The sequence below is a fragment of the Streptomyces sp. NPDC088732 genome (assembly GCF_044751205.1).
GTDB lineage: Bacteria > Actinomycetota > Actinomycetes > Streptomycetales > Streptomycetaceae > Actinacidiphila.
In genome coordinates this window covers 405484-429512 of record NZ_JBIVLI010000004.1, presented here as the reverse complement: position 1 = coordinate 429512, position 24029 = coordinate 405484, and the positions used below count along the sequence as shown (strand labels likewise).

Annotated in this window: 27 protein-coding genes and 1 pseudogene; 12 read left to right on the top strand and 16 right to left on the bottom strand. The window is 73.2% G+C overall.

Annotated elements, in window-relative coordinates; genetic code table 11:
- Nucleotides 1–91: 91 nt before the first annotated feature.
- Both ACIP9H_RS09870 and ACIP9H_RS09865 read right to left on the bottom strand, forming a co-directional pair.
- Entirely contained in the window at nucleotides 92–730 is a 639-nt protein-coding gene (locus ACIP9H_RS09870) for a DUF6758 family protein (RefSeq protein ID WP_360907346.1), read from the bottom strand.
- 108 nt (nucleotides 731–838) lie between these two features.
- Complete coding sequence (locus tag ACIP9H_RS09865; RefSeq protein ID WP_401580646.1) at nucleotides 839–1495, bottom strand: suppressor of fused domain protein; 657 nt, start codon at nucleotides 1493–1495, stop codon at nucleotides 839–841.
- A 438-nt stretch (nucleotides 1496–1933) separates the two neighbouring features.
- Here ACIP9H_RS09865 and ACIP9H_RS09860 point away from each other — a divergent pair, with 438 nt between their 5' ends.
- Nucleotides 1934–3046 (top strand): magnesium and cobalt transport protein CorA, encoded by a 1113-nt coding sequence (locus ACIP9H_RS09860; protein ID WP_401580647.1) that lies wholly within the window; start codon nucleotides 1934–1936, stop codon nucleotides 3044–3046.
- A gap of 13 nt (nucleotides 3047–3059) precedes the next feature.
- Here the strand turns inward: ACIP9H_RS09860 and ACIP9H_RS09855 are convergent, their stop codons facing one another.
- A complete protein-coding gene (locus tag ACIP9H_RS09855) occupies nucleotides 3060–4004 on the bottom strand; it encodes a DMT family transporter (protein ID WP_401580649.1) in 945 nt (314 codons plus the stop codon).
- A 127-nt stretch (nucleotides 4005–4131) separates the two neighbouring features.
- Between ACIP9H_RS09855 and ACIP9H_RS09850 the strand changes: the two genes are divergently transcribed.
- Entirely contained in the window at nucleotides 4132–4653 is a 522-nt protein-coding gene (locus tag ACIP9H_RS09850) for a hypothetical protein (protein WP_401580651.1), read from the top strand.
- A 55-nt stretch (nucleotides 4654–4708) separates the two neighbouring features.
- Nucleotides 4709–4807 (top strand): annotated as a pseudogene (locus tag ACIP9H_RS09845) (IS481 family transposase); the annotation flags it as partial.
- A 58-nt stretch (nucleotides 4808–4865) separates the two neighbouring features.
- Here the strand turns inward: ACIP9H_RS09845 and ACIP9H_RS09840 are convergent.
- Complete coding sequence (locus ACIP9H_RS09840) at nucleotides 4866–5567, bottom strand: hypothetical protein (protein ID WP_401580653.1); 702 nt, start codon at nucleotides 5565–5567, stop codon at nucleotides 4866–4868.
- Nucleotides 5568–5732: 165 nt separating this feature from the next.
- Here ACIP9H_RS09840 and ACIP9H_RS09835 point away from each other — a divergent pair, with 165 nt between their 5' ends.
- The 3 genes from ACIP9H_RS09835 to ACIP9H_RS09825 all read left to right on the top strand — a co-directional run bounded on the left by ACIP9H_RS09835 (nucleotide 5733) and on the right by ACIP9H_RS09825 (nucleotide 8737).
- Nucleotides 5733–7022 carry a magnesium transporter MgtE N-terminal domain-containing protein gene (locus tag ACIP9H_RS09835; protein WP_401958553.1) on the top strand — a complete coding sequence of 430 codons (1290 nt, stop codon included), beginning with the start codon at nucleotides 5733–5735 and terminating at the stop codon, nucleotides 7020–7022.
- On the top strand, nucleotides 7015–7509 hold the full coding sequence (locus tag ACIP9H_RS09830; protein WP_401580657.1) for a DUF1003 domain-containing protein: 495 nt from the start codon (nucleotides 7015–7017) through the stop codon (nucleotides 7507–7509). The genes ACIP9H_RS09835 and ACIP9H_RS09830 overlap by 8 nt, the downstream gene beginning before the upstream one ends.
- A 70-nt stretch (nucleotides 7510–7579) precedes the next feature.
- Nucleotides 7580–8737, top strand: a complete 1158-nt coding sequence (locus ACIP9H_RS09825; RefSeq protein WP_401580659.1) for an Mrp/NBP35 family ATP-binding protein — start codon at nucleotides 7580–7582, stop codon at nucleotides 8735–8737.
- Between the two features lie 65 nt (nucleotides 8738–8802).
- Here the strand turns inward: ACIP9H_RS09825 and ACIP9H_RS09820 are convergent, their stop codons facing one another.
- The 5 genes from ACIP9H_RS09820 to sigE all read right to left on the bottom strand — a co-directional run bounded on the left by ACIP9H_RS09820 (nucleotide 8803) and on the right by sigE (nucleotide 13246).
- A complete protein-coding gene (locus ACIP9H_RS09820; protein ID WP_360907362.1) occupies nucleotides 8803–9414 on the bottom strand; it encodes a hypothetical protein in 612 nt (203 codons plus the stop codon).
- A gap of 79 nt (nucleotides 9415–9493) precedes the next feature.
- Nucleotides 9494–9931, bottom strand: a complete 438-nt coding sequence (locus ACIP9H_RS09815; RefSeq protein WP_401580660.1) for a sec-independent translocase — start codon at nucleotides 9929–9931, stop codon at nucleotides 9494–9496.
- Nucleotides 9932–10061: 130 nt separating this feature from the next.
- Nucleotides 10062–11543 (bottom strand): S1C family serine protease, encoded by a 1482-nt coding sequence (locus ACIP9H_RS09810; RefSeq protein WP_401958550.1) that lies wholly within the window; start codon nucleotides 11541–11543, stop codon nucleotides 10062–10064.
- Between the two features lie 69 nt (nucleotides 11544–11612).
- Nucleotides 11613–12473 carry a zf-HC2 domain-containing protein gene (locus ACIP9H_RS09805; protein WP_401580661.1) on the bottom strand — a complete coding sequence of 287 codons (861 nt, stop codon included), beginning with the start codon at nucleotides 12471–12473 and terminating at the stop codon, nucleotides 11613–11615.
- Nucleotides 12470–13246 carry an RNA polymerase sigma factor SigE gene (gene sigE, locus ACIP9H_RS09800; protein ID WP_360907370.1) on the bottom strand — a complete coding sequence of 259 codons (777 nt, stop codon included), beginning with the start codon at nucleotides 13244–13246 and terminating at the stop codon, nucleotides 12470–12472. The genes ACIP9H_RS09805 and sigE overlap by 4 nt, the downstream gene beginning before the upstream one ends.
- A gap of 136 nt (nucleotides 13247–13382) precedes the next feature.
- Here sigE and ACIP9H_RS09795 point away from each other — a divergent pair, with 136 nt between their 5' ends.
- Complete coding sequence (locus ACIP9H_RS09795) at nucleotides 13383–14048, top strand: O-methyltransferase (RefSeq protein WP_401581138.1); 666 nt, start codon at nucleotides 13383–13385, stop codon at nucleotides 14046–14048.
- A gap of 136 nt (nucleotides 14049–14184) precedes the next feature.
- Here ACIP9H_RS09795 and ACIP9H_RS09790 read toward each other — a convergent pair whose 3' ends face one another.
- Nucleotides 14185–14352, bottom strand: a complete 168-nt coding sequence (locus ACIP9H_RS09790; RefSeq protein WP_018561471.1) for a DUF3117 domain-containing protein — start codon at nucleotides 14350–14352, stop codon at nucleotides 14185–14187.
- Between the two features lie 262 nt (nucleotides 14353–14614).
- Here ACIP9H_RS09790 and ACIP9H_RS09785 point away from each other — a divergent pair, with 262 nt between their 5' ends.
- Nucleotides 14615–15409, top strand: a complete 795-nt coding sequence (locus ACIP9H_RS09785; protein ID WP_401580663.1) for an enoyl-CoA hydratase/isomerase family protein — start codon at nucleotides 14615–14617, stop codon at nucleotides 15407–15409.
- A 30-nt stretch (nucleotides 15410–15439) separates the two neighbouring features.
- Here ACIP9H_RS09785 and ACIP9H_RS09780 read toward each other — a convergent pair whose 3' ends face one another.
- Nucleotides 15440–16033: a DNA-3-methyladenine glycosylase I gene (locus tag ACIP9H_RS09780; RefSeq protein ID WP_401580665.1), complete on the bottom strand. Its 594-nt coding sequence runs from the start codon at nucleotides 16031–16033 to the stop codon at nucleotides 15440–15442.
- A complete protein-coding gene (locus tag ACIP9H_RS09775; RefSeq protein WP_401580666.1) occupies nucleotides 16030–16413 on the bottom strand; it encodes a DivIVA domain-containing protein in 384 nt (127 codons plus the stop codon). The genes ACIP9H_RS09780 and ACIP9H_RS09775 overlap by 4 nt, the downstream gene beginning before the upstream one ends.
- A gap of 122 nt (nucleotides 16414–16535) precedes the next feature.
- Here ACIP9H_RS09775 and folP point away from each other — a divergent pair, with 122 nt between their 5' ends.
- Nucleotides 16536–17396, top strand: coding sequence for a dihydropteroate synthase (folP, locus tag ACIP9H_RS09770; RefSeq protein WP_401958546.1), 861 nt, complete (start codon nucleotides 16536–16538; stop codon nucleotides 17394–17396).
- Nucleotides 17397–17594: 198 nt separating this feature from the next.
- Here folP and ACIP9H_RS09765 read toward each other — a convergent pair whose 3' ends face one another.
- A complete protein-coding gene (locus ACIP9H_RS09765) occupies nucleotides 17595–18389 on the bottom strand; it encodes a TIGR00730 family Rossman fold protein (protein ID WP_360907380.1) in 795 nt (264 codons plus the stop codon).
- Nucleotides 18390–18478: 89 nt separating this feature from the next.
- Complete coding sequence (gene dapE / locus ACIP9H_RS09760; RefSeq protein WP_401580669.1) at nucleotides 18479–19546, bottom strand: succinyl-diaminopimelate desuccinylase; 1068 nt, start codon at nucleotides 19544–19546, stop codon at nucleotides 18479–18481.
- A 64-nt stretch (nucleotides 19547–19610) separates the two neighbouring features.
- On the opposite strand from dapE, the gene ACIP9H_RS09755 reads away from it, so the two are divergent.
- On the top strand, nucleotides 19611–20618 hold the full coding sequence (locus tag ACIP9H_RS09755) for a heavy metal transporter (RefSeq protein ID WP_401958543.1): 1008 nt from the start codon (nucleotides 19611–19613) through the stop codon (nucleotides 20616–20618).
- A gap of 284 nt (nucleotides 20619–20902) precedes the next feature.
- Nucleotides 20903–21319 (top strand): ATP-binding protein, encoded by a 417-nt coding sequence (locus ACIP9H_RS09750; RefSeq protein ID WP_360907385.1) that lies wholly within the window; start codon nucleotides 20903–20905, stop codon nucleotides 21317–21319.
- 71 nt (nucleotides 21320–21390) lie between these two features.
- On the opposite strand, the gene dapC is transcribed toward ACIP9H_RS09750, so the two are convergent.
- Together dapC and fdxA are read right to left on the bottom strand one after the other, a co-directional pair.
- Nucleotides 21391–22503 (bottom strand): succinyldiaminopimelate transaminase, encoded by a 1113-nt coding sequence (gene dapC, locus ACIP9H_RS09745; RefSeq protein WP_401580673.1) that lies wholly within the window; start codon nucleotides 22501–22503, stop codon nucleotides 21391–21393.
- Nucleotides 22504–22589: 86 nt separating this feature from the next.
- On the bottom strand, nucleotides 22590–22910 hold the full coding sequence (gene fdxA, locus ACIP9H_RS09740; protein WP_018561461.1) for a ferredoxin: 321 nt from the start codon (nucleotides 22908–22910) through the stop codon (nucleotides 22590–22592).
- A gap of 113 nt (nucleotides 22911–23023) precedes the next feature.
- Here fdxA and ACIP9H_RS09735 point away from each other — a divergent pair, with 113 nt between their 5' ends.
- A complete protein-coding gene (locus tag ACIP9H_RS09735; RefSeq protein WP_401958641.1) occupies nucleotides 23024–24022 on the top strand; it encodes a GNAT family N-acetyltransferase in 999 nt (332 codons plus the stop codon).
- Nucleotides 24023–24029: the final 7 nt, after the last annotated feature.

Here is a 24029-nt window from a genome sequence, read left to right as displayed (position 1 = left end):
GAACGTCACTCCAGGGCTCTCGGTGCTCGGGGCCGGCCACGGACGGCGGCCCTCCGATTACCAGGATAACTGCCCGGCGAGCCTGTGAATCTCAGGAGAGCAGGCGGGGGGAGAGCGCCCCGCACGGAACGAGGTCGATCTCGGCGCCCGCCTCGCGGAGATCGGTCAGTATCAGCTCGTCGTAGATGAGCAGTCCGGACTCCTCCGGCCAGACGATCGCCCACAGCCACAGGCCGAACGATTCGCCCGCGAAGACGGCCCGGTCCAGCGGGACGCCCGACACGTGCCACAGGGGGGTCGGCCGCCCCGCGGCGACCACCTTGGCGGCCGGCGGCTTGCCGACGCACATCTGCGGCCCCGGATCGGGCCCGGCGATGCCCGCGAACCGCGCGCCGAGGCCCACGCCCAGTTCCTCCGCGACCAGCACCATCTCCCCCGGGCCGCCGAGCGGCCCCGGGCCGGAGCAGGCGACCGCCGTCGCCCGGCCGCCGCTGCGGTCGTCGCCCGCCGAGGAGACACCGCTGAACAGCCAGCCGACCGGCAGCGGCCAGGGCATCCACACCGGGACGCGGGCACGGCTGACGACAACGCCGAGCGCCTCGACACTCGGCGGTACGACGGGCTGCATCGGGTACACGGCGCCGTGCTCGTCGCACTGCCAGGAGTCGGCGAAGAGGCCGGGCGCGCGGACCCGTCCACCGCACTTCGGGCAACTGGGTTCGCCCCTCATACCGCCCCACGGTCCTACCACGGCGTGCCCGCGTCAAGGACGATCACCCGTCCGGGTCGGAGCGGACGACGCGGGCCCCCGGTGCAACGCCCCGGCACGGTGCGGCCGTCAGCCGGAGAGCGGCACCGACGCGCGCAGCGGGTCGCGCAGGTCGGTGCCCGCCTCCAGCCACCGCTCCTGCAGCGGACCCGCACCCCGCACGCGCTTCCAGGCGGCCTCGTTGGCCGTCATGGGCAGCAGCGGGAAGAAGCGGACCGGGTCCATCGGCGGATCGAGGTCGAGGTCCTCGACGAGGCCGCCGGGCTCGGCGACCAGGACGGCGGAGAACGCGGCGCCGGGCCACAGGGGTTCGCCGACGTCCAGCGAGTTGCCGGGGGCCACGACCACCCCCTCGACCTGGGGCGAGGCGGCCAGCACGGCGAGCGGGCGCAGCACCTTGTCGATGTCGGCGCCGCTTCCGGAGCGCAGGGTGAGCACGAGTTCGGCCCGCGGGCCGCGCACGGGGTCGGCGACGGTGACCGACAGGGGCGCCGCGAAGGTCGACGGGGCCGTGCCGGCGGAGGGGCCGGCGGGGTCGTTCATGGGGGCGCGGGACATGCCGAGCGTCGCGTAGCGCACCAGTTCCCCGTGATGGGAGTCGCGGACGTCCCGGAAACGCAGCACCTCGATGCGCTCGGTCCCGAGGAAGGTGACCGCCGCACGCGCGTCCGGTTCCCCGAAGGACATGCGCAGACGCGCCTCGACGAGCCCCAGTACATCGACCATGAGCCGAGCATAGAGCGCGTATGAAATGGGCAAAGGAGCGCTGTGGGGCTTTGGGTGCCTGGTAGGGTGGGCCGTCGGCCACGCCGGTAGAGGCGTGCTCGACTTCCCCCAGCGGGGACAGGCCGGAGGAGGTGGGGCTGCGATGGATCCTAGTCGACCGTGCAGTACCGGCAGCTCTTCCGCCCGGCAACTCTCCTGATCCCCAGCGTTCCGTACCCGGCCACCAGGCCGTGAAACCAAGAAATTCACGGAACCTCAGGGGATTTTCGGAACCCCCCGCGAGCGCTCGCGTGCCCCGCCGCCGCCCCGCTCGCACTCCTGGTCTGCCCGGGCCGCCTGCCGCCTCCGGAAGAGCTCGCTGAACTGCGCAGTGATCAACGGTGATCACCCCTGCCCTGATCCGCATTTCAGTCCGGCCAGTCCGTGAAGGAGCTTGCCATGTCGATGATCCGCGACCTCCGCGCAGTCGTCCGTCCCGCCCTGCGCAAGAGCAGCACTTCGTACGACTACGGCCCGGACCGCTCCCGCACCGCAGGCGTGCCCAGCGCCGTCGTGGACTGCGCCGTCTACCGCGACGGCCGCCGCAGCAGCGACCACATCACCCCGCGCGAGGCGCTGGAGAAGGTGAGCGGCGGCGACGAGGGCTTTGTGTGGATCGGCCTGCACGAGCCGTCCGAGCGCGAGTTCTCCGAGATCGCGGACGTCTTCGGGCTGCACCCGCTGGCCGTGGAGGACGCCGTCCACGCCCACCAGCGGCCCAAACTGGAGCGGTACGACGACACGCTCTTCATGGTCTTCAAGACCATCCGCTACGTCGAGCACGCCGAACTCACCGCCACCAGCGAGGTCGTGGAGAGCGGCGAGGTCATGGTCTTCACCGGCCGGCAGTTCGTCATCACCGTCCGGCACGGCGGGCACGGCTCGCTGCGCGCGCTGCGCCACCGTCTCGAGGACGACCCCGAACTGCTGGCCAAGGGCCCCTCCGCGGTGCTGCACGCCATCGCCGACCAGGTCGTCGACGACTACCTGGCGGTCTCCGAGGCCGTCCAGGACGACATCGACGAGGTGGAGATCGACGTCTTCTCCGCGCAGGGCAAGTCCCCGCGCGCCACGGACGCCGGACGGATCTACCAACTCAAGCGCGAGGTACTGGAGTTCAAGCGCGCGGTCTCCCCGCTGCTGCGGCCGATGCAGATGCTCAGCGAGCGTCCGATGCGCGTGGTGGACCCGGAGATCCAGAAGTACTTCCGGGACGTCGCCGACCACGTCGCCCGTGTCCACGAAATGGTCGTCGGCTTCGACGACCTGCTCAACTCCATCCTCCAGGCCAACCTCGCCCAGGCGGCGGTCGCGCAGAACGAGGACATGCGCAAGATCACCTCCTGGGCGGCCATCATCGCCGTCCCGACCATGATCTGCGGTGTGTACGGCATGAACTTCGAGCACATGCCGGAACTGCACTGGCGCTACGGCTACCCGATGGTGCTGGTCGCCATCGGCGGCATCTGCCTCGCGATCCACCGCATCCTGCGCCGCAACGGCTGGCTGTAGGGCCGGAGCCGGGTCAGCCCTTCCTGCGGTCGGCGAGGACGACCAGGGCCAGCCCGGCCAGGATCACCACCAGCGCCGGGTAGGCGCCCACGGGCGGGGTCTGGCCCAGCCAGAGGGCCGCGACCAGCGCGGCACCCGGCGTCTCCAGCAGGATCGCCGTGGAGGTCGTCGAGGCGCCGAGGCCGCGCACCACGCGGTTGAGGATGGTGTGCCCCAGCAGCTGCGCGGCGACGGTCAGCGCGGCGAGCTTCAGCCAGGTCGTGCCCGAGTAGCCGGCGAGCGCGGAGCCGGAGACCAGGCAGGCCACGAGCAGCGCCACCGCGGTGGTGGTGTAGCAGACGAGGCTGTACGCGGTGGTGCTGACGGTCCGTCGGACCTCCGCGCCCAGCAGGACGTAGCCGGCGGCCGCGATGCCGCCGGCCAGCGCCAGCCCGTCCCCGGCCAGGGCGCGCGGCGACAGCGACAGGTCGACGCCGGTGAGGATCACCACGCCGAGGACGGCGAGGCCGGTGCCCGCCCACACCAGTGCGGGCTGCCGCTGACCGCGCAGCCGCAGCAGCAGCGTGGTCCACACCGGCGTCGTGGTGACCATGGCCGTCGATGACGCCACTGAGGTCATCGACAGGCTGGGCAGCCAGAGCCCGAAGTGCAGGGCCAGCACCACGCCCGCGGCGAGCGACAGCCACAGGGCCCGCCGGCCCATGCCGCGCAGCTCCGCGCGGTGCCGCAGCAGCGCGAACGGGCTGAGCACACCCACCGCCATGGCGTTGCGCCAGAACGCGATGGCGAGCGCGGGCGCGGCCGTGGCGGCGATGAGCGGGGCCGACAGCGACACCCCGGCGATGGCCACCGCCAGCAGCGCGAAGTCCAGCGGCGCCTTGGCGTGCGGGACGGCGTCCGGGGCCTCGGCAGCCTTCGTCAGAGCGGGGCTGCTGCTGGTGGGCGGCGCGGCGGACACGCGGGTTCTCCTCGGGGCGGCGGGACGACGACCCCCATAGCGTAAGGCCCGTACCCCACCCGCGCTCCTGTCGTCTCACGATGCGTGCGACCGACGGCCCCGGGAGGTCAGGCCATAGTCTTGGCGCATGACGGAAACCGTGGAGCAGCCCCTGCTGGACCAGGCACTCATCGAGGAGGCCGCGAAGAAGTCGGGGCTGCTGTGGGCCGACGGTCAGGCGCTGTGGCACGCGTGGGTGGACGGCGCGGTCGTGGTGGTCGGCGGCGGCCCCGGCGAGCAGCCGCTGCCCGGGCTCTCCCCCGGCGGCACGGCGCTGGTCACCCTCCGCAGCAAGGACAAGGGCGGCCGGCTGGTCGCCTTCCCGGCCCGGGTCACGGAACTGCCGCCGCACGAGGAGGCGTGGACCGCCGCCGTCGCGGAACTCAAGGGCAAGCGGCTCAACGCGCCGGACGCCGAGACGATGACCGAGCGCTGGGCGCGCGAATGCCGCGTCCTGCGCCTGGAGCCGGCGGGGGCGCCCACCGAGCGGCCCGGCCGGATGCCGGAGCACAGCGGCGCCGCGACTCCGGTGCCCACCACCGCCACCACCCGCCGCCCGGTCCCGGCCGGTCTGCCCAAGCTGCTGTTCCGGAGGCGCGGCCGCGGGTGAGGAAAGCCGCGGGGTCGCATCGTCCGCGCAGCCCGGGCACGACCCGGCCGGCCTCGGAACGACCGGCAAGCGCACCCGCGCGTACCGGCCGCAGTCCAACGGCGGTGCCGAACGCTTCCACCGCACCCTGCCCCAGGAACGGGCCTGCACCCGGCCCCACCGATGCCGCACCGCACGGCACCCGGAGGCAAGCCGGCCATCAACCATGGGGGCTAGGACGTCACGGACCGGCCGTAGTCGACGACCTCGTCCCTGTCGGGGGCGCGCAGCGCGAAGTCCTTGCCCCAGTCGGCCATGGTCAGCGTGCCCGCGCCGCCGGCCCGCTCGAAGCGCAGCGGGTAGGGCGTGCCCTCCAGGGAGACGTCGATCGTGCCGCCGCTGCCGCCGTCCGCGGTGACCGCGATCGTGCGGGCGGAGCCGACCTTGCGGTGGTCGCCGACCGCGAGGTCGCCGTGCAGCACGAAGAAGTCGTCCAGCAGCACCTTCTTGTCGGTGAAGCCGCTGAACTGGCCGTAGGCGGGATCACCGGTGGGCACCTTGACGTACTTGTCCTTGAGCTTGGCGCCGACCTCGTCGCCGTAGAAGCCCGCGCCCGCCTTCAGGTACAGGTCCTTGCCGACCCTCAGCAGCTCGAAGGTGCTGCCCCGGGTGCTGACCTCGCCGAAGCCGCCTCCCGCGCGCAGCCGCATGTCCAGGGTGTAGGTGCGGCCCTTGCTGACGACCGTGCCGGACAGCCGGACGGTGTCGGCGGCCTCCGCCGCGGCGCGGGCGCGCTGCTCGATGGTGGTGGGCGGCAGCTTGCCGACGCCGTTGGTCCCCGCGTCCGGATCACCCGCGCATCCCGTCAGGAGGGGGAGCGCGAGCAGTGCGCACACGAGTGCGGGGAGCGCGGCTGAACGGCGGCCGGGGATCACGGGGTTCTCTTCCTCCTGCGGTCGTCGCCACCGGACCGAGCGGCGGGGCGGAGCCGAAGCTACCGAAGCGTACCCCCGGCCGGGTGACCGCCTGTGAACACGATGCGAAGCCCCCGTGGAGCATCCCCGCGCGCCCGGCGCGACCTGCGGCGTTAGCCTGACCGCATGGCAGCCGGAACCTCCCGGGTCTTTCTCTCGCACCTGTCGGGAGTGCGGGTCTTCGACCCCAACGGGGACCAGGTCGGCCGGGTCCGGGACGTGATCGTGATGCTGCGGGTCGGCGGCCGCCCGCCGCGCGTGCCCGGCCTGGTGGTCGAGGTGGCGAGCCGGCGCCGGATCTTCCTGCCGATCACGCGGGTGACGGGCGTGGAGTCCGGCCAGGTCATCACGACCGGTGTGGTCAACATGCAGCGCTTCGAGCAGCGCCCCACCGAGACCCTGGTCATCGGCGAGCTGCTGGACCGGCGGGTCACCCTGGTCGAGACAGGCGAGGAGGTGACCGTGCTGGACGTGTCGATGGTGCGGCTGCCCGCCCGCCGCGACTGGGAGATCGACAAGGTCTTCGTCCGCCGCGGCAAGGGGCGCGTCGGGCTTCCGTGGCGGGGCGCCGGCGGACGGCGGGCGGGCGAGACCCTGACCGTGGAATGGTCGGCGGTCACCGGCTTCTCGCTGGACGAGCACGCGCAGGGCGCGGAGGCGCTGCTCGCCACCTTCGACCAGTTGCGCCCGGCGGACCTCGCCGGCGTGCTGCACCATCTGTCGCCCAAGCGCCGTGCCGAGGTGGCGGCCGCGCTCGACGACGACCGGCTGGCCGACGTCCTGGAGGAGCTGCCCGACGACGACCAGGTGGAGATCCTCGGCAAGCTGAAGGAGGAGCGGGCGGCCGACGTCCTGGAGGCGATGGACCCCGACGACGCCGCCGACCTGCTCGCCGAGCTGCCCGAGCGGGTGCAGGAGCGGCTGCTCGATCTGATGGAGCCCCACGAGGCCGCCGACATGCGGCGGTTGATGTCGTACGAGGAGCGCACGGCGGGCGGCCTGATGACGACCGAGCCGATCGTGCTGCGCCCGGACGCCACCGTCGCCGACGCGCTCGCGCGGGTCCGCAACCCCGATCTGTCCGCCGCGCTCGCCGCCCAGGTGTACGTGTGCCGGCCGCCGGACGAGACCCCCACCGGCAAGTACCTGGGCACCGTGCACTTCCAGCGGCTGCTGCGCGACCCGCCGTTCACGCTGGTCAGCTCGCTGCTCGACAGCGACCTGGAGCCGCTGCGCCCCGACACCCCGCTGCCGGCCGTCACCAGCTTCCTGGCGACCTACAACATGGTGGCCGTGCCGGTCGTGGACGAGGGCGGCTCGCTGCTCGGCGCGGTGACCGTCGACGACGTCCTGGACCACCTGCTGCCGGAGGACTGGCGGGAGACCGAACTGCACGGGGCGGCGGGCGATGAGTGACGAGCGCCCCCGCGTCCGGCTGGACCAGCCGCTCGCCCGCCGGATCAGCCTGCTGCCCGCCTACGACCCCGAGGCCTTCGGACGGCTGTCGGAGAAGATCGCCCGCTTCCTGGGGACGGGCCGCTTCATTGTCTGGATGACCGTGGTCATCGTGGCGTGGGTGGCGTGGAACGCGCTCGCGCCGCCCGGCATGCGGTGGGACCCGTACCCGTTCATCTTCCTCACCCTCATGCTGTCCCTCCAGGCCTCCTACGCCGCCCCGCTCATCCTCCTGGCCCAGAACCGGCAGGACGACCGGGACCGGGTCAATCTGGAGCAGGACCGCAAGGCCAACGAGCGGAGCATCGCCGACACCGAGTACCTCACCCGCGAGATCGCCGCGCTGCGCCTGGGACTCGGCGAGGTCGCCACCCGCGACTGGATCCGCTCGGAGCTCCAGGAACTGCTGAAGGAGATGCACGAGCCCAGGCGCGCCGACGCGGACTGAGGGCCCGCGGCCCCGTGTGAACCCGACCACCGCGGGTCATGGGCCGTTCACGGCGACGTACCATCGAGCCATGGCTGACGACACTCCCGCAGGCGCTGTCTCGCTCGACGCGGTGCGCGCCGCCCTCGCGACGGTGAACGATCCCGAGATCCACAAGCCGATCACCGACCTGGGCATGGTCAAGTCCGTCGACATCGCCGACGGCGGAGCGGTGCGGGTCGGCGTGTACCTGACGGTGTCGGGCTGCCCGATGCGGGACACCATCACCAGCCTGGTGACGGCGGCGGTCGCGAAGGTCGCGGGCGTCACCGGGGTCAGCGTCGAACTGGACGTCATGAGCGACGAGCAGCGCCGCGAGCTGGCCTCCTCGCTGCGCGGCGGGCAGGCCGAGCGCGAGATCCCCTTCGCCCAGCCGGGCTCGCTGACCCGTGTGTACGCGGTGGCCTCCGGCAAGGGCGGCGTCGGCAAGTCCTCGGTGACGGTGAACCTCGCCGCCTCGATGGCCGCCGACGGCCTCAAGGTCGGTGTGGTCGACGCCGACATCTACGGCCACAGCGTGCCCCGCATGCTGGGCGCCGACGGCCGCCCCACGCAGGTCGAGAACATGATCATGCCGCCCTCGGCGCACGGCGTGAAGGTCATCTCCATCGGCATGTTCACCCCGGGCAACGCCCCCGTGGTGTGGCGCGGCCCGATGCTGCACCGCGCGCTCCAGCAGTTCCTCGCCGATGTGTACTGGGGCGACCTGGACGTGCTGCTGCTCGACCTGCCGCCCGGCACCGGCGACATCGCCATCTCCGTCGCCCAGTTGGTCCCGAACGCCGAGATCCTCGTCGTGACGACGCCCCAGCAGGCGGCGGCCGAGGTCGCCGAGCGCGCCGGCACCATCGCCGTGCAGACCCACCAGAAGATCGTCGGCGTCATCGAGAACATGTCCGGGCTGCCCTGCCCGCACTGCGGCGAGATGGTCGACGTCTTCGGCAGCGGCGGCGGCGAGCGCGTGGCGGAGGGCCTGACCCGCACGACCGGCGCCAACGTGCCGGTGCTGGGCCAGATCCCGATCGACGTCCGGCTGCGCGAGGGCGGCGACGACGGCCGCCCGGTCGTGCTCACCGACCCGGAGTCCCCCGCGGGCTCCGCGCTCCGCGACATCGCCGGCAAGCTCGGCGGGCGGCAGCGCGGCCTGGCCGGGATGTCCCTGGGCATCACGCCGCGCAACAAGTTCTGAGCGGCACCTGCCGCCGTGTCAGGGGCGTCCTCCGCGCGAGGGCGCCCCTGCCGTGCGTCCGGGGGTCAGCGCCGGTAGGCGTGGATGTCCTTGACCCGTGACAGCCCGAGACCGTAGGCGCTCATGCCGCGCCCGAACGCGCCGAGATGCACCCCGCGCGCCGAACCGGCCATCACCCAGCCGTACTCGGACTCGCGGTAGTGGAAGGGCGTCGGCTCGCCGTCCACCGGCAGGGTCAGCGCCGACCAGCCGGCGCCGTCGAGGTTGTCGGCGAGATCCCAGGCGATGGCCGTCTGCTGGTCCAGCCAGTCCTCGCGCAGATGACGGTCCATCTGGGTGGGCCAGGTGCACGACAGCAGGCCGGAGCCGGCCAGCCACGCCGCGGAGGACACCGAGGTCTCCTCCAGGACGCCCGTGCCGTCCGCGCTGCGCCGTACCGGGCGCTCCGCGACCGTCACGACCACCACGAAACGGCGCTCGTCCGGGGTGGGTTCGACCTTGACGGAGGGCTCGTCGCCGTGGCCCGTCGAGCCGTGCTCCACGGTGCCGTCCGCGCTCCTGCCGACGGGTGCGAGCCAGCGGTGCCCGGTGAAGGCCTCGTCCAGCCCGTACCAGGCGAAGTCGGCCCTGAGATAGCCGTCGATCGTACGATCCGCTGGATCAGCTGTGGTCTCCATACGCGCGGCGCCTCCTCCATAAGGGCAAACAAAGGGAGAATAGCCACTCGCGCGACCTGAACGGGGCAGGGGCCCCGGTTCAGGTGGCGTCGGAGTCGAACGGCGGAGCCTCGCCCGGCTCCAGCCCGTCCCGCTTCTTCAGCCGGTCCGGCGTGCCGGAGGACCCGGAGGAACCGGCGGACGAACCGCTGTCCCGCCCGTGGACCGCGTCGGCGACCGCGGACATCTCCTCCTTGAAGTCGAATCCGTTGCGGATCTCCTTCAGGCCGAGTTCGTCGTTGTCCAGCAGCTGCTTGCGGACGAAGTTGCGCGGGTTGAGGTCCTCGAACTCGAAGTCCTTGAACTCCGGGCCCAGCTCCTTGCGGATGTCGGCCTTGGCGCTGTCGGAGAACTCACGCACCTTGCGGATGAACTGCGTGACGTCCCTGATGACCTTGGGCAGCTTGTCGGGCCCGAACACGAGCACGGCAAGGATCACGAGCGCGACGACCTCCAGCACGCCTATGTCTGAAAACACCGTGCAGCTCCTCGTGGTCCTCGGCCGGCGGACGAAATCCCGCGGATCTCACCGTACCTGCCCGAACCAGGAAGACGGGAGTGGGCCGGGGTCAACAGTAGACCGCGCCGGGGTAAACCCGGGCCCGGGGTCAGCCGGTGGCCGAGCCCAGGACCAGCTGGACGCTGCGCTCCTTGCCGCCCCGCTTCAGGGTGAGGGCCAGCTTGTCGCCGGGACGGTGGCTGCGGATGCGCACGATCAGTTCCTCGCCGCTGTGCACCCGTTTGCCGTCGATGGCGGTGATCACATCGCCGGGCTCGATGCCGGCCTTGGCGCCGGGACCGTTCGGGGTGATGGAGTCCCCGTCGCCCTCGCCCTCGGGGCTCACCTGGGCGCCGTCGCCGTCGTACTGCAGATTGATGCTGACACCGATCACCGGATGGGTGGCCTTGCCGTTGTTGATCAGCTGCTCGGCGACCCGCTTCGCCTGGTTGACGGGGATCGCGAAGCCCAGGCCGATGCTGCCGCCCTGGCTGCCGTTGCCGAAGGGGTCGGAACTGCTGTCGGCCGAGCGGATGGCACTGTTGATGCCGATGACCAGGCCCCGGGAGTCCACCAGCGGGCCGCCGGAGTTGCCCGGGTTGATCGGGGCGTCGGTCTGGATGGCGTCGACGTAGCTGACGTCGCTGCCCTCGGTCTCGCCGCCCGCGGTGATCGGGCGCTGGGTGGCGCTGATGATGCCGGAGGTCACGGTGCCCTCCAGGCCGTACGGGGCGCCGATGGCGACCACCGGGTCGCCCACCTGGGCGGCGTCGGAGTCGCCGAGGGTGACCGGGCGCAGGCCCTTGACGCCGGCGACCTTGATGACCGCCAGGTCGTAGCCGGTGTCGCGGCCGACGATCTTCGCGGTCCGGATCTGGCCGCCGTTGAAGGTCACCGAGATGGTGCCGCTCTTCGCGACGGTCTCCACGACGTGGTTGTTGGTGAGGATGTGGCCCTCGTCGTCCAGCACGAAGCCGGTGCCGGTGCCCTCCCCGCTGTCGCTCTTGACGTGGATGTAGACCACGCCCGGCAGGACCTTGGCGGCGATGCCCGCGACGCTGTCCGGGGCACGTTTCCCGGCCTCCCCGGGTGCGGAGGCCTGGGGCAGGGTCACCCGCTCCGATCCGCCGTCCCGCGCCGCATAGGCGCCCAGGACGCCGCCGAGGCCGCCCGCGGCCAGCGTGAGGGCGATCAGGACGGCCGCCAGCGGGCCGCGGCGGCGCGAGGTCCGGGGGGCGGCGGGCAGCGGCCCAGGGGCCGCCCAGGGGTCGTAGCGGTGCCACTGGCCTACCGGGAGCGGCGGCGGGACCGGTCCCGCGGCCGGGGCCGCGGTGTGCGGCGGCATGGGCGGCACAGGAGGCACGGCGGGCGGCGGGGTGTCCGCCGGACGGGTGACGGGAGGGGCGGGCGCCCAGGGTCCGGGCTCACCGTAGGGCGGGGTGTCGTACGGGTCGGAGCCGTGCCGCGGCACGGCGTCCTCCGGGGCCTGCGGGGAGGGCGTGGCAGGCGCGGCATGCGCCTCCGGCGGAGCCGGTGTCACCGGCTCCGGGCGGCTCCACCACTTCGGCCCGGCGGCCTTCCCCTGGTCCACAGTGCTCCCCTACGACGACCTGTCCTCCCTGGATTGAACCAGGAGTCGGCGCCGCCCGCAGCCGCCCGCTCAGCGGCTGACGGGGAAGGTGCCCAGGAGGGGGGTGACCGTGCCGGCGGGAACAGGCGCGACCGACACGTCCGGCGAGGCGGGCGTCCCGGTGGCGGACGCGGACGGCGGGGGTGCCGCCAGGGAACGCGCGACGGCAGCCGGGTCGACCCGGCCCATGGACGACGGCGAGGTCAGCGCGAAGGGCCGTGCGCCGTTGGTGGGGTGCAGGAGGTCGTCGGTGGGCCTGGCCCACACGTCGGCGGCCGGCCGGGCGGACTGCTGCGAGCTCAGCGGGGTCACCGCGGCGCCCGTCTCGTCCATGCCGGGATCCGGGGCGCCGTCCAGCGGGAGCGCGCCGCCGAGGGCGATGGCCGCCATGGAGAACGCGCCGGCCGCAGCAGCGAAGGCGAACCGCCGCCGGCCGCGGGCCGCGGAGCCCGTCGGGCCCGGCGCACCGGGGGTGGCGGGGCGCGCCGTCTCGTGGATCCGGAAGCCCCGGGACGCGGACGCCGACAGCGGCAGCGCGAACTCCTCGCGGGCCTGGCCGAACAGGTCGCCGTTCAGCCGCTCGCCGCCGAGGCTGGCGGCCTGCATCAAGCCGCCGTCGAAGGGTCCGCCCGTGCCGTCGCCGTCGCCCGCGGGCAGTTCCTGGAGGCGGGCCAGCAGGCCCGCCGAGAGGGCGGGCGGCGCGGAGGCGGCGATCGCGTCCTTCATACGGCGCTGCTCGTCCGCGGCGTCCTTGCACTCGGTGCAGGTCGCCAGGTGCGCCAGCACGCGGTCACGGGCGTCGTCCTGGAGCTCGCCGTCGACGAAGGCGGCGAGATGGTCCCCGAGGTGCTGCTCGGCGCAGTGCAGATGCCGGCTGCGGGTATTGCTCACGTGCCCCCGCCCTCCAGGGCCGCCCGGCCCGTGGTCAGGACGGGTGCCCGGCCCGGACGGGCGGCGGGCGCCCGGTGCTCCAGCGCCTTGCGCAGGTGGGAGCGGCCGCGGTGGATGCGGCTGCGCACGGTGCCGAGCTTGACGCCGAGCGTGGCCGCGATCTCCTCGTACGACAGGCCCTCGATGTCGCAGAGCACGACCGCGGCGCGGAACTCCGGCGCCAGGGTGTCCAGCGCCTGCTGGATGTCGGCGTCGAAGTGCGTGTCCGCGAAGTGCTGCGCGGGGGACGGCTCGCGGCTGGGCAGGCGCTCGGCCGCGTCGTCGCCCAGGGCGTCGAAGCGGATGCGCTGGCGGCGCCGGACCATGTCCAGGAAGAGGTTGGTGGTGATGCGGTGCAGCCAGCCCTCGAAGGTGCCGGGCGTGTACGTCGACAGCGAACGGAAGACCCGGACGAAGACCTCCTGCGTGAGGTCCTCGGCGTCGTGCTGGTTGCCCGTCAGGCGGTAGGCGAGACGGTAGACCCGGGCGCTGTGGGTACTGACGATCTCCTCCCATGAGGGAGGGGTCCACGTCTGAGCACCCCCGTCGGTGGCGAAGGTCGCGTTGGCGGCCACTGTCGAGGACTCGTCGGATCGCGGACGGTCGTCAGCTGTATCGGTCACGGATTTCGGCTCGCCGGCCGACCTGCGAAAGCGCGAAAGCACTCCCCGGTGACCCGCCGCAGCCGCACCTCCCCTGTCGGCTCTGGTGGTGTCCAGTAGAGCCCCTACCATATCCACCTCGCCCGTTAGCTCCGGATAAGTGCCGAGCTCATCGCCGCGGCCCTCGTTCCCCACCATCTGTCGAACCTCCCAACGACTGGTCCCATCTCCGGGTTCCCGACCGCAACGGATACAGTCGCCGGGCGGGCTGCAACCGTCACGCGGACAGGAGAGGGCAATTACCGGGAATCGGCAGGCGAGCTGGGCGTTCGCGGACGCCTTCGTCGCCGAGGACGACGCGCTGATACGGGCCCGCGCGCGAGCCCGCGAGGCAGGAGTGCGCCCGGTCTCCCCGGGCACCGGCGCGACGCTGCGCCTGCTCGCCGCGGCCACCGACGCCAAGGCGGTCGTGGAGATCGGCACCGGCACCGGTGTCTCCGGCATCCACCTGCTGCACGGCATGCGCGCCGACGGGGTGCTGACCACTGTCGACACCGAGCCGGACCGCCAGCAACTGGCCCGCGGCGCCTACCGCGAGGCCGGCTTCGCCACCAACCGCGCCCGCTGCATCTCCGGCCGGGCGCTGGACGTGCTCCCCCGCCTCGCCGACGGCGGCTACGACCTCGTCTTCTGCGACGGGGACCGGCTGGAGTACCCGGACTACCTCGCCGAATCGCTGCGGCTGCTCAGGCCCGGCGGCCTGGTCTGCTTCGAGGGCGCCTTCGCCCAGGGCCGCGCGATGGACGCCGCCCACCAGGAGGCCGAGGTGATCCGGCTGCGCGAGCTGATGCGGACGGTCCGCGACAACCCCGCGCTCGCCCCCGTCCTGCTGCCGACCGACGACGGCCTGCTCTGCGCGGTACGGCGCGGCTGACAATTCCGGCATCCGCCCCCGCCGGTCCGCGTCCGCATTCCCGGGCGCCGTGAAGCGTCCGGCCGTTCCGAAAAGAAAAGCAAGCGGCCCCCGGCGCATGCGTGCTGCCGGGGGCCCAAGGCTTGGATTGGCCGGTTCAGGCGATGGCCTTCTTCAATGCCTCGCCGAGTGCATCCGCCTCGTCCGGGGTCAGCTCGACGACAAGCCGTCCGCCGCCCTCGAGCGGAACGCGCATGATGATGCTCCGCCCCTCCTTGGTCACCTCGAGCGGGCCATCACCCGTCCGCGGCTTCATGGCCGCCATGCTCGTTCCCCTTCCTGAAACCAGCTCTTCGCACACGGTGGCCCAGGCGCCACCGGACTCGAACACATTGGTTCTCGGCCATTATCCCGCATCGGGTGACCCGATGACCAACATCGGTTCCCATCCGTTCGAGAACGCGGTCCCGCAAAACCGTCCATTTCGGTGATCGCCCACTCGCGTGCGTTTGATGGACGTCACATGTTCGTGTGCGGTGATCTCCGGCATGCTGACCCCGAACGCGAGCCGCGACGAAGGGGATCACATGACGGACACCGTGCTGTACGAGGTGAGCGACGGGCTCGCCACCATCACCTTGAACCGCCCCGAAGCGATGAACGCGCTGAACGTCGAGACCAAGGTCGCCCTGCGCGACGCCCTGCAGGCCGCGGGCGCCGACCGGGCCGTGCGGGCGGTGCTGCTGACGGCGACCGGCAAGGCGTTCTGCGTGGGCCAGGACCTCAAGGAGCACATCTCGATCATCGAGGCGGGCGGCGACGGCGGCTCCTCGATGTCCACGGTCCGTGAGCACTACAACCCGATCGTCACGGCCATCACGACGATGCCCAAGCCGGTCGTCGCCGGGATCAACGGCGTCGCGGCGGGCGCGGGGGCGGGCTTCGCCTTCGCCTGCGACTACCGCGTGGCCGCGGACACCGCGGGGTTCAACACCTCCTTCGTCGGCGTCGCGCTGACCGCCGACTCCGGCGCCTCCTGGACGCTGCCCCGGCTCATCGGCCGCAGCCGCGCCGCCGACCTGCTGCTCTTCCCGCGGACGGTGCCCGCGCAGGAGGCGTACCAGCTCGGCATCGTCAACCGGCTCGTCCCGGCGGCCGACCTGCCCGCCGTGGCCGCGGAGGTGGCCCGCGGCCTCGCCGAGGGGCCCACGGTCGCCTACGCCGCGGTCAAGGCGTCCCTGGCGTACGGCGAGGACCACTCGCTGATCGAGAGCCTGGCCAAGGAGGACGAACTGCAGACCCTCGCGGGTGCCTCCGAGGACCACCGGATCGCGGTCGAGGCCTTCCTCAAGAAGGACAAGCCCCACTACCTGGGCCGCTGACGGCCTCCGGCGGCCGGCTGCCGCGGGCCCTCAGCGGCGTGCGAAGCAGCCGGCCAGGTGGTCGTCCACCAGCCCGCAGGCCTGCATCAGCGCGTAGGCGGTGGTGGGGCCGACGAAGCGGAACCCGCGCTTCTTGAGGTCCTTGGCCAGGGCGGTGGACTCCGCCGTGACCGCCGGTACGTCCGCGGAGGTGCGGGGGGCGGGCCGCGCGGCGGGATCGGGGGCGTACGACCACACGAGGGCGTCCAGGCCGCCCTCGTACCCCGCGCGCAGTTCGAGCGTGGCCCGGGCGTTGGAGACGGCCGCGTCGATCTTGGCGCGGTTGCGGATGATGCCGGTGTCGGCCAGCAGCCGCTCGCGGTCCTCGTCGGTGAACACGGCCACGGCGTCGGGCGAGAAGCCCGCGAACGCCTTCCGGAAGCCCTCGCGGCGGCGCAGGATCGTGATCCACGACAGCCCCGACTGGAAGGCCTCCAGGCACACCCGCTCGAACAGCGGGGCCTCGCCGTGCACCGGACGGCCCCACTCGGTGTCGTGGTACTCCCGGTAGTCCGCGAAGGCCGCGGTCTCCAGTCCCCAGGGGCAGCGCGCCTTGCCGTCCGCCCCGACGACCGCACCGCTCATCGCTCGCCCCCGGGCCCGCTGGGCTCGTGGGCGGCGTCCTCCGCGTCCTGGGCGGCGTCCTTGACCAGCGAGGGGCCGCCGAACGCGGTGGCGTGCGCCCCGGCGAGGGCCGCCTCCAGGTCGGCGATGTGCGCGTCGCGCTGGGCGAGTTCCGCGGCCAGCCGGTCCAGCACGTCGTCGACGTCGAGCATGCGGTAGCCGCGCACGGCCACCGGCAGCCGCAGCTGCTCTATGTCGGCGCGCCCCACCGGGCGCTCCTGGGGCAGCCGGTCGTCCAACCGGTCCGGCTCCACGTCGCGAAGCCCCCCGCCGTCGCCGAGCACCGCGAGGGCCACCGCGGCGACCACCGCGACCAGCGCGATGAGCAAGAACCAGAACAAGACCTCTCCCGGAGTCGGCCCGACCTGTACGGCACGATCGTGCCACGCCGCGCCGTGCGCGCGGTGCGCGGTCGGCGACTATCTTCGGTCGGCGGATCACATTTCGAGGAGACGGGCACGACATGCTGAGGCTGGGCACACGGGAATTCGGCGAGCACGAGCCCGTGATCATGGCGATCGTGAACCGGACGCCGGACTCGTTCTACGACCAGGGCGCCACCTTCAGCGACGAGCCCGCCCTGGCGCGCGTGGCGCAGGCCGTGGCCGAGGGCGCCGCGATCATCGACATCGGCGGCGTCAAGGCGGGCCCGGGCGCGGAGGTGTCGGCGCAGGAGGAGATCCGGCGCACGGCCGACTTCGTCGCCGAGGTGCGGCGGCGCCACCCGGACATCGTCATCAGCGTGGACACCTGGCGGCACGAGGTCGGCGAGGCCGTCTGCGCCGCGGGCGCGGACCTGCTGAACGACGCGTGGGGCGGGGTCGACCCCCGGCTCGCCGAGGTCGCGGCCGCGCACGGCGTCGGCCTGGTGTGCACGCACGCGGGCGGCGCGCGGCCCCGCACCCGGCCGCACCGCGTGGGCTACGACGACGTGATGGCCGACATCCTCGAGGTCACCGTGGGGCTCGCGGAACGCGCGGTCGCCCTCGGGGTGCGGCGGGACGCCGTCCTCATCGACCCCGGGCACGACTTCGGCAAGAACACCCGGCACTCCCTGGAGGCGACCCGGCGCCTGCCGGAGATGACGGCGACGGGGTGGCCGGTGCTGGTCTCGCTGTCCAACAAGGACTTCGTCGGCGAGACGCTGGACCGGCCGGTCAAGGAACGGCTGCTGGGCACCCTGGCGACGACGGCGGTGTCGGCGTGGCTGGGCGCGCAGGTGTACCGCGTGCACGAGGTCGCCGAGACCCGGCAGGTGCTCGACATGGTCGCCTCCATCGCGGGCCGCCGCCCGCCGGCGGTCGCCCGGCGCGGACTGGCCTGACGGGGCCGCCCGCGCCGAGCCGTGCCGCGGTGGTCGCCGCACACGCAACGGCCCGCGGTGAGGCTGCTGCCGCGGCCGAGCGGCCGCGGCGGCGGCACCGCGGGGAGGGCCTCCCGCACCGCGGACTCCTCCCCCGGTCCCGGAACGCCGGGGCCGGAGGTCGACACCGGCGCGCGGCAGTCGGTGCGGGGCGTCCCGCTAGTCCCCGCTCTCCTTGGTCACCAGGGCGACGGCCTCGTCCACGTCGTCGGTGAGGTGCAGCAGCTCCAGGTCCACCGGGGACGCCTTGCCCTGGTGGACGACGGTCTCCCGGACCCAGTCGACCAGGCCCCGCCAGTACGCGGTGCCGAACAGGACGATGGGGAACTGCGTGACCTTGCGGGTCTGCACGAGGGTGAGGGCCTCGAAGAGCTCGTCGAGCGTGCCGAAGCCGCCGGGCAGCACGATGAAGCCGGAGGCGTACTTCACGAACATCGTCTTGCGGACGAAGAAGTAGCGGAAGTTCACGCCGATGTCGACGTAGGGGTTGAGCCCCTGCTCGAAGGGCAGCTCGATGCCGAGCCCCACCGAGACGCCGCCGGCCTCGCACGCGCCGCGGTTGGCCGCCTCCATGGCGCCCGGCCCGCCGCCGGTGATGACCGCGAAGCCGGCCTCCGCCAGGGCGCGGCCGATGCGGACGCCGGTCTCGTACTCCGGTGCGCCCTCGGGTGTGCGGGCGGAGCCGAAGACGCTGACGGCACGGCCGAGTTCGGCCAGGGCGCCGAAGCCCTCGACGAACTCGGACTGGATGCGCATCACGCGCCAGGGATCGCCGTGCACCCAGTCCGACGGGCCGCGGGTGTCCAGCAGCCGCTGGTCGGTGGTGGACTTCTGCACCTGGCCCCGGCGGCGCACCACCGGGCCGGTGTGGCGCTCGGGCCAGTCACGGCCCGTGGAGCTGCCCTCCGCCGCCGCCGTCTCGGCTGCCGCCGCCTCCTCCGCGTCACGGTCCATGTCGCGCTCCTTTCGCTGCGTCCCCCCGGTCCGGTCAGGGTACGCACGCGCCCACCGCAGGGATCAAGAACGCGCCGCTTAACAGCTCGTTACACCAGCCAGGCGCGCAGTTTCCGCTCCGCCTCCAGGACGGCGGCGACGGCGACGTGCTCCTCGCGGGTGTGGGCGAGCCGGGGGTCGCCGGGGCCGTAGTTCACGGCGGGGACGCCGAGCGCGGAGAAGCGGGCGACGTCGGTCCAGGCGTCCTTGGGGGCGGGTTCGGTGCCGATGGCCGCCACGAAGGCCGCCGCGGCGGGGTGGGACAGACCGGGCAGGGCGCCGGGGGCGCTGTCGGTGAGCAGCACGTCGAAGCCCTCGAAGACCTCGCGGACGTGGGCGAACGCCTCGGCCTCCGAACGGTCGGGGGCGAAGCGGAAGTTGACGATCACCGCGCAGAAGTCGGGGATGACGTTGCCGGCGTGACCGCCCTCGATCATGACGGCGTTGAGGCCCTCGTGGTACGTCAGTCCGTCGATGACGGCCTGCCGGGGCTCGTACGCGGCGAGCCGGGCCAGGATCGGTGCGGCCTTGTGGATGGCGTTCTCGCCGAGCCAGCTGCGGGCCGAGTGGGCGCGGCGGCCGGTGGTCTCGACGCGGACCCGCAGGGTGCCCTGGCAGCCGCCCTCGACCTTGGCGTCGGTGGGCTCCAGCAGGACCGCGAAGTCGCCCTCGAGCCAGTCGGGGTGATGCTCGGCCAGCCGCCGCAGCCCGTTGCGCTCGGCCTCGATCTCCTCGGCGTCGTAGAAGACGAAGGTGAGGTCGCGGTTGGGCTCGGGGAGGGTGGCGGCGAGGCGCAGCTGCACGGCGACGCCGGACTTCATGTCGGAGGTGCCGCAGCCCCACAGGATGCCGTCGTCGTCCAGCCGGGACGGCACGTTGTCGGCGATGGGCACGGTGTCCAGGTGCCCGGCGAGCACGACCCGCTCGGCGCGCCCCAGACGGGTGCGGGCGACCACGGCGTCGCCGTCGCGGTCGACGGTGAGGTGCGGCAGGGCGCGCAGTGCCGCCTCGACGGCGTCGGCCAGCGGCTTCTCGTGGAGGCTGACGGAGGGGATGTCGACGAGCTGCGCCGTCACCGCGGCGGCGTCCTGACTGAGATCGAGCACGGGCCGTTCCATGGCGCCGACCCTACCGGGGGACGAATACCGGGGGCGGCACAGCCGCCTTCGGTACGGTGTGCGCGTGCCGAAGCCGACGTCCTCGTCCCGTCCCGCCGCGCGCGCCCCCAGGGGGCGCCGGCGGGCCGCGCGCCTGGTCACCTCCTCGCTGGTGCTGCTGGGGGTCGCGGGCTACGCGGCCTACCACTTCGGTCTGATCGGCGGTCCCGGGGCCGTCGAGTGCACGGTGACCGCCGAGGGCGGCACGCTGCGGCTGGAGCCGCAGCAGGCCGCCAACGCCTCCACGATCGCCGCCGTGGCCAGTTCCCGCGGGCTGCCGGAGCGGGCCGTGGCGATAGCGCTGGCGACGTCGATGCAGGAGTCAGCGCTGCGCAACATCAACCACGGCGACCGCGACTCGATGGGCCTGTTCCAGCAGCGTCCCTCGCAGGGCTGGGGCACGGCGGCGCAGATCATGGACCCGGTCTACGCCTCGAACGAGTTCTTCGACGGCCTGGTGAAGATCCAGGGCTATTCGCGGCTGCCGCTCACCGTGGCCGCGCAGCGGGTGCAGAAGAGCGGCTACCCGCAGGCGTACGCCAAGCACGAGGCCGACGCGGCGCTGCTGGCCGCCGCCTTGACGGGCCGTCACGGTGCGGCGCTGACCTGCACGACGGCGGACGGCGGGCGGGCCGCCGCCGGCGGGGCCCCCGCGAAGGTACGGGCCCGCCTGGTGCGGGAGTTCGGCCCGGAGGTGGCGCCGCGGACGCTGGCGGCCCGCGGCGCCGGGGGCGACGCCAAGAACGCCGACACTCCCGAGCGCGCCGGGGCCGCCCCCCAACAGTCCCCGGACCGGCGGACGGTGGCGGTGCCGTCCGCACCGGCCGGCGGCGGGGCGCGGGGCGGCGATGCCCGGCGCGGCTGGGAACTGGCGCAGTGGGCGGTGGCACACGCGGACGAACTGAAGGTCGAGAAAGTGGCGTTCGCGCACCAGGAGTGGTCCGCGGCGGCCTCCCGCAAGGGCTGGACGAAATCGAATAGCGCCGATTCCGGTGCCGCGGCGGAAGACGTGCGCATCACCGTCGCGCAATAGTGCGGGCATTCACCCCCAGGCGGGTCGCTTGTACGCCAAACCCATCAGATGGGAAACCGTCTTGGCGAAGCGTCAAAACTCCTTCTGAGGACGGGCTGTGACGTTTCGTCGGTGCAGCTCACAACGCCCGAATTGCTCCGCTTTACCTGGCGCCGGAACGCGCCGCATTACCAACTCTTTACCTTGGGCGGCCGCAACCTTCGGGGCACCTCACGCGGTAGTCACGACGTCCGCCCCGCGGACATGTCACGCCGTAACTGTCGTCTCTCCGTAAGAGGAGCACCATGTCTCTCCCCCTCACGCGTCGGATCGCCCGGGCCGCCCTGCTGGTCGGCGCGGCCGCGGCTCCCCTCATCGGTGCCGGTGCCGCGTCCGCAGCCGAGCTGCCTCAGGTCGGCGACCTGGGTGGGCTGACCAACGTGGACAAGGCCCCGGAACTCGCCGGCACGGTCACCAACGCCGCCCAGGACTCCGGCGCGGTGAAGGCCGTCCAGCAGACCGTGCCCGCCGCGGCGCGCACCGTCGCCGGGCTCGGCAAGACGGCCCAGCCGGCCGTCAGCGGCGTCGCCACGAAGGCGGCGGGCACCATCGGCGGCGCCGCCGTCGAGGTCGGCAAGCGCGCCGGCAAGACCGGTCTGCCGCTGCAGAGCCTGCCCACCACCGACCAGCTTCCCCTCAAGGGGCTTCCCCTCGGCGGCTGACCCCCACAGCCGCACCGGAAGGGCCCGGAGAGCCCCGGCTCCCCGGGCCCTTCGGGCTGCTCCGGGACGGATCAGGCGGTCAGGCGGCGCACGGCGGCCGCGACCCGCTCGTCGGTGGCCGTGAAGGCGATCCGCACGAACCGCTCGCCGGCCTCACCGTAGAAGTCGCCCGGCGCCACGAGGATGCCGCGCTTGGACAGGTCGGCGACCGTGTCCCAGCCCGACTCGTCGCGCGTGGCCCACAGGTAGAGGCTGGCCTCGCTGTGCTCGATGCGGAAACCGGCCGCCTCGAACGCCGTGCGCAGCGCGGCCCGGCGCCGCGCGTAGCGCTCGCGCTGCCCGGCCACATGCGCGTCGTCGCCGAGGGCCGCGATGGTGGCGGCCTGCACCGGGGCGGACGTCATCATGCCGCCGTGCTTGCGGATCTGCAGCAGCTCACCGAGCACGGCCGGGTCGCCCAGCAGGAAGGCGGACCGGTACCCGGCCAGGTTGGAGCGCTTGGACAGCGAGTGGACGGCGACGATGCCCTCGTACGAGCCGCCGCAGACGTCCGGGTGCAGCACCGAGACCGGGTCGGCCTCCCAGCCCAGTTCGAGGTAGCACTCGTCGCTGAAGACCAGCACGCCGTGCTCGCGCGCCCAGGCCACCGCCCGGCGCAGCTCGTCCTTGCCGAGCACCCGCCCCGTGGGGTTGGAGGGGCTGTTGAGCCACAGCAGCCGCAGGCCCGCCGGGTCGAGCCCGGTCGGCTCGTCGTAGACGACCGGCTCGGCGCCCGCGAGGCGCGCGCCGACCTCGTAGGTCGGGTAGGCCAGCCGCGGGTACGCGACCTTGTCGCCGGCGCCCAGGCCCAACTGCGTCGGCAGCCAGGCGACCAGCTCCTTGGAGCCGACCACCGGCAGGACATGGGTGTCCCCCAGGTCCGCGGCGCCGAGCCGGCGCCCCGCCCAGCCGGTGATGGCGGCCCGCAGCTCGGGGGTGCCCCACACCGTGGGGTAGCCGGGGCTGTCGGAGGCCTCGCTCAGCGCACGGCGGACGATGTGCGGGACCGGGTCGACGGGGGTGCCCACCGACAGGTCGACGATGCCGCCGGCGTGTGCGGCGGCCGTGGCCTTGTACGGCTCCAGCCGGTCCCACGGGAAGACGGGGAGTCTGGACGAGACGGGCTGCGCCACGCTGGTGCTCACTTTCCGTTACCGAACGGCCGGGGGCCGCCAAACACGGCGGCCCCGCACGGCGGTGTGCCGTGCGGGACCGCCCACAACTGTCGGGGTCACTCGCCCTGCGGCGGCAGAGCGGCGATGAAGGGGTGGTCGCGCTCGATCAGCCCGAGCTTGGAGGCACCACCGGGCGAACCGAGCTCGTCGAAGAACTCGACGTTCGCCTTGTAGTAGTCCTTCCACTCCTCCGGGGTGTCATCCTCGTAGAAGATGGCCTCCACCGGGCAGACCGGCTCACAGGCTCCGCAGTCGACGCATTCGTCCGGGTGGATGTACAAGGACCGCTGGCCCTCGTAGATGCAGTCGACCGGGCACTCCTCGATGCACGCCTTGTCCTTGACGTCGACACAAGGCTGCGCGATGACGTAGGTCACGCTGTCGTTCCTCCTCGATAGGGCTGTCTCGCGCGGGAGCGCGGCGTCGTCGATGCCCGCACCTAGTATCTCCGTTCTTGGGCGGCAGACGAACAGGAGGGGCGGTCATGAGCATGGATTTCACCGCCGGAGCCCGGGCTGACGTACGGATAACCCCCTCTGACGTGGGCAAACGCGTGTCAACCCGCCGTATCGCAGAGATCGTCGGCGGACGCCCCGTGTTCACCGACGCGGTAGGGGTTCTCACATCGTGGGACGAGGGCGAACTGGTCGTCACCCGCAGGGACGGCGCGGCCGTCCGCATCGCGGAACGCCTGCTCGTGGCGGCCAAGATCGTGCCCGACACGCCCGCCCGGCGCGGCGCGCGGGCTCCCCGCGCGACGGCCCGCGAACTCCAGGAGAGCGCCGCGCGCTGCTGGCCCGCGCCCGAGACCGCACGGCTCGGCACCTGGACCCTGCGCGCCGCCGGCGGCTTCACCCGGCGGGCCAACTCCGCGCTGCCGCTCGGCGAACCGGGCATGCCCGCCCCGGCCGCCGCCGAGGCGGTGGCCCACTGGTACCGCGAACGCGGCCTGCCCGCGTACATCCAGGTCGGGGACGACGCCCTCGCGGACACCCTCGACGGCCTCGGCTGGACCGCCGAGGGCCACGCCCTGCTGCGCACCGCCCCGCTCGCGCCGCTCGCGGACCTGCCCGGCGCCGAACACGTAACGCTGACCCGCGAACCGGACACCGGATGGCTCGCCCGCTACCACCGCACCGGCGGACTCGGCGACGCGGCCCTCGCCGTGCTCACCGGCGGCCCCTCCGTGTGGCTCGCGAGCGTCCCGGGCACCGCGGGCGGCCCGCCCGCCGCCATCGGGCGGTGCGCGGTCGACGGACGCTGGGCGTCCTTCGCCGCCGTCGAGACCGACCCCGCCCTGCGCCGCACCGGGCTGGCCACGGCCGTCGTCGCGGCCCTGGCCCGCAAGGCGCTGGACGAGGGCGCCTCGGGCGCGTACCTCCAGGTCGAGGCCGACAACGACGGCGCCCGCGCACTCTGGGACCGGCTGGGCTTCGTCACCCACCACGCCTACCACTACCGGCGCGGACCGCGCCCGGCCGACGGTTAGGAGCGAC

Coding starts and splice junctions, on each gene's coding strand:
- ACIP9H_RS09870 (WP_360907346.1), bottom strand. CDS start 730: ATGAGGGGCGAACCCAGTTGCCCGAAGTGCGGTGGACGGGTCCGCGCG.
- ACIP9H_RS09865 (WP_401580646.1), bottom strand. CDS start 1,495: ATGGTCGATGTACTGGGGCTCGTCGAGGCGCGTCTGCGCATGTCCTTC.
- ACIP9H_RS09860 (WP_401580647.1), top strand. CDS start 1,934: ATGTCGATGATCCGCGACCTCCGCGCAGTCGTCCGTCCCGCCCTGCGC.
- ACIP9H_RS09850 (WP_401580651.1), top strand. CDS start 4,132: ATGACGGAAACCGTGGAGCAGCCCCTGCTGGACCAGGCACTCATCGAG.
- ACIP9H_RS09835 (WP_401958553.1), top strand. CDS start 5,733: ATGGCAGCCGGAACCTCCCGGGTCTTTCTCTCGCACCTGTCGGGAGTG.
- ACIP9H_RS09830 (WP_401580657.1), top strand. CDS start 7,015: ATGAGTGACGAGCGCCCCCGCGTCCGGCTGGACCAGCCGCTCGCCCGC.
- ACIP9H_RS09825 (WP_401580659.1), top strand. CDS start 7,580: ATGGCTGACGACACTCCCGCAGGCGCTGTCTCGCTCGACGCGGTGCGC.
- ACIP9H_RS09820 (WP_360907362.1), bottom strand. CDS start 9,414: ATGGAGACCACAGCTGATCCAGCGGATCGTACGATCGACGGCTATCTC.
- sigE (WP_360907370.1), bottom strand. CDS start 13,246: ATGGTAGGGGCTCTACTGGACACCACCAGAGCCGACAGGGGAGGTGCG.
- ACIP9H_RS09790 (WP_018561471.1), bottom strand. CDS start 14,352: ATGGCGGCCATGAAGCCGCGGACGGGTGATGGCCCGCTCGAGGTGACC.
- ACIP9H_RS09785 (WP_401580663.1), top strand. CDS start 14,615: ATGACGGACACCGTGCTGTACGAGGTGAGCGACGGGCTCGCCACCATC.
- ACIP9H_RS09780 (WP_401580665.1), bottom strand. CDS start 16,033: ATGAGCGGTGCGGTCGTCGGGGCGGACGGCAAGGCGCGCTGCCCCTGG.
- folP (WP_401958546.1), top strand. CDS start 16,536: ATGCTGAGGCTGGGCACACGGGAATTCGGCGAGCACGAGCCCGTGATC.
- ACIP9H_RS09765 (WP_360907380.1), bottom strand. CDS start 18,389: ATGGACCGTGACGCGGAGGAGGCGGCGGCAGCCGAGACGGCGGCGGCG.
- dapE (WP_401580669.1), bottom strand. CDS start 19,546: ATGGAACGGCCCGTGCTCGATCTCAGTCAGGACGCCGCCGCGGTGACG.
- ACIP9H_RS09750 (WP_360907385.1), top strand. CDS start 20,903: ATGTCTCTCCCCCTCACGCGTCGGATCGCCCGGGCCGCCCTGCTGGTC.
- ACIP9H_RS09735 (WP_401958641.1), top strand. CDS start 23,024: ATGGATTTCACCGCCGGAGCCCGGGCTGACGTACGGATAACCCCCTCT.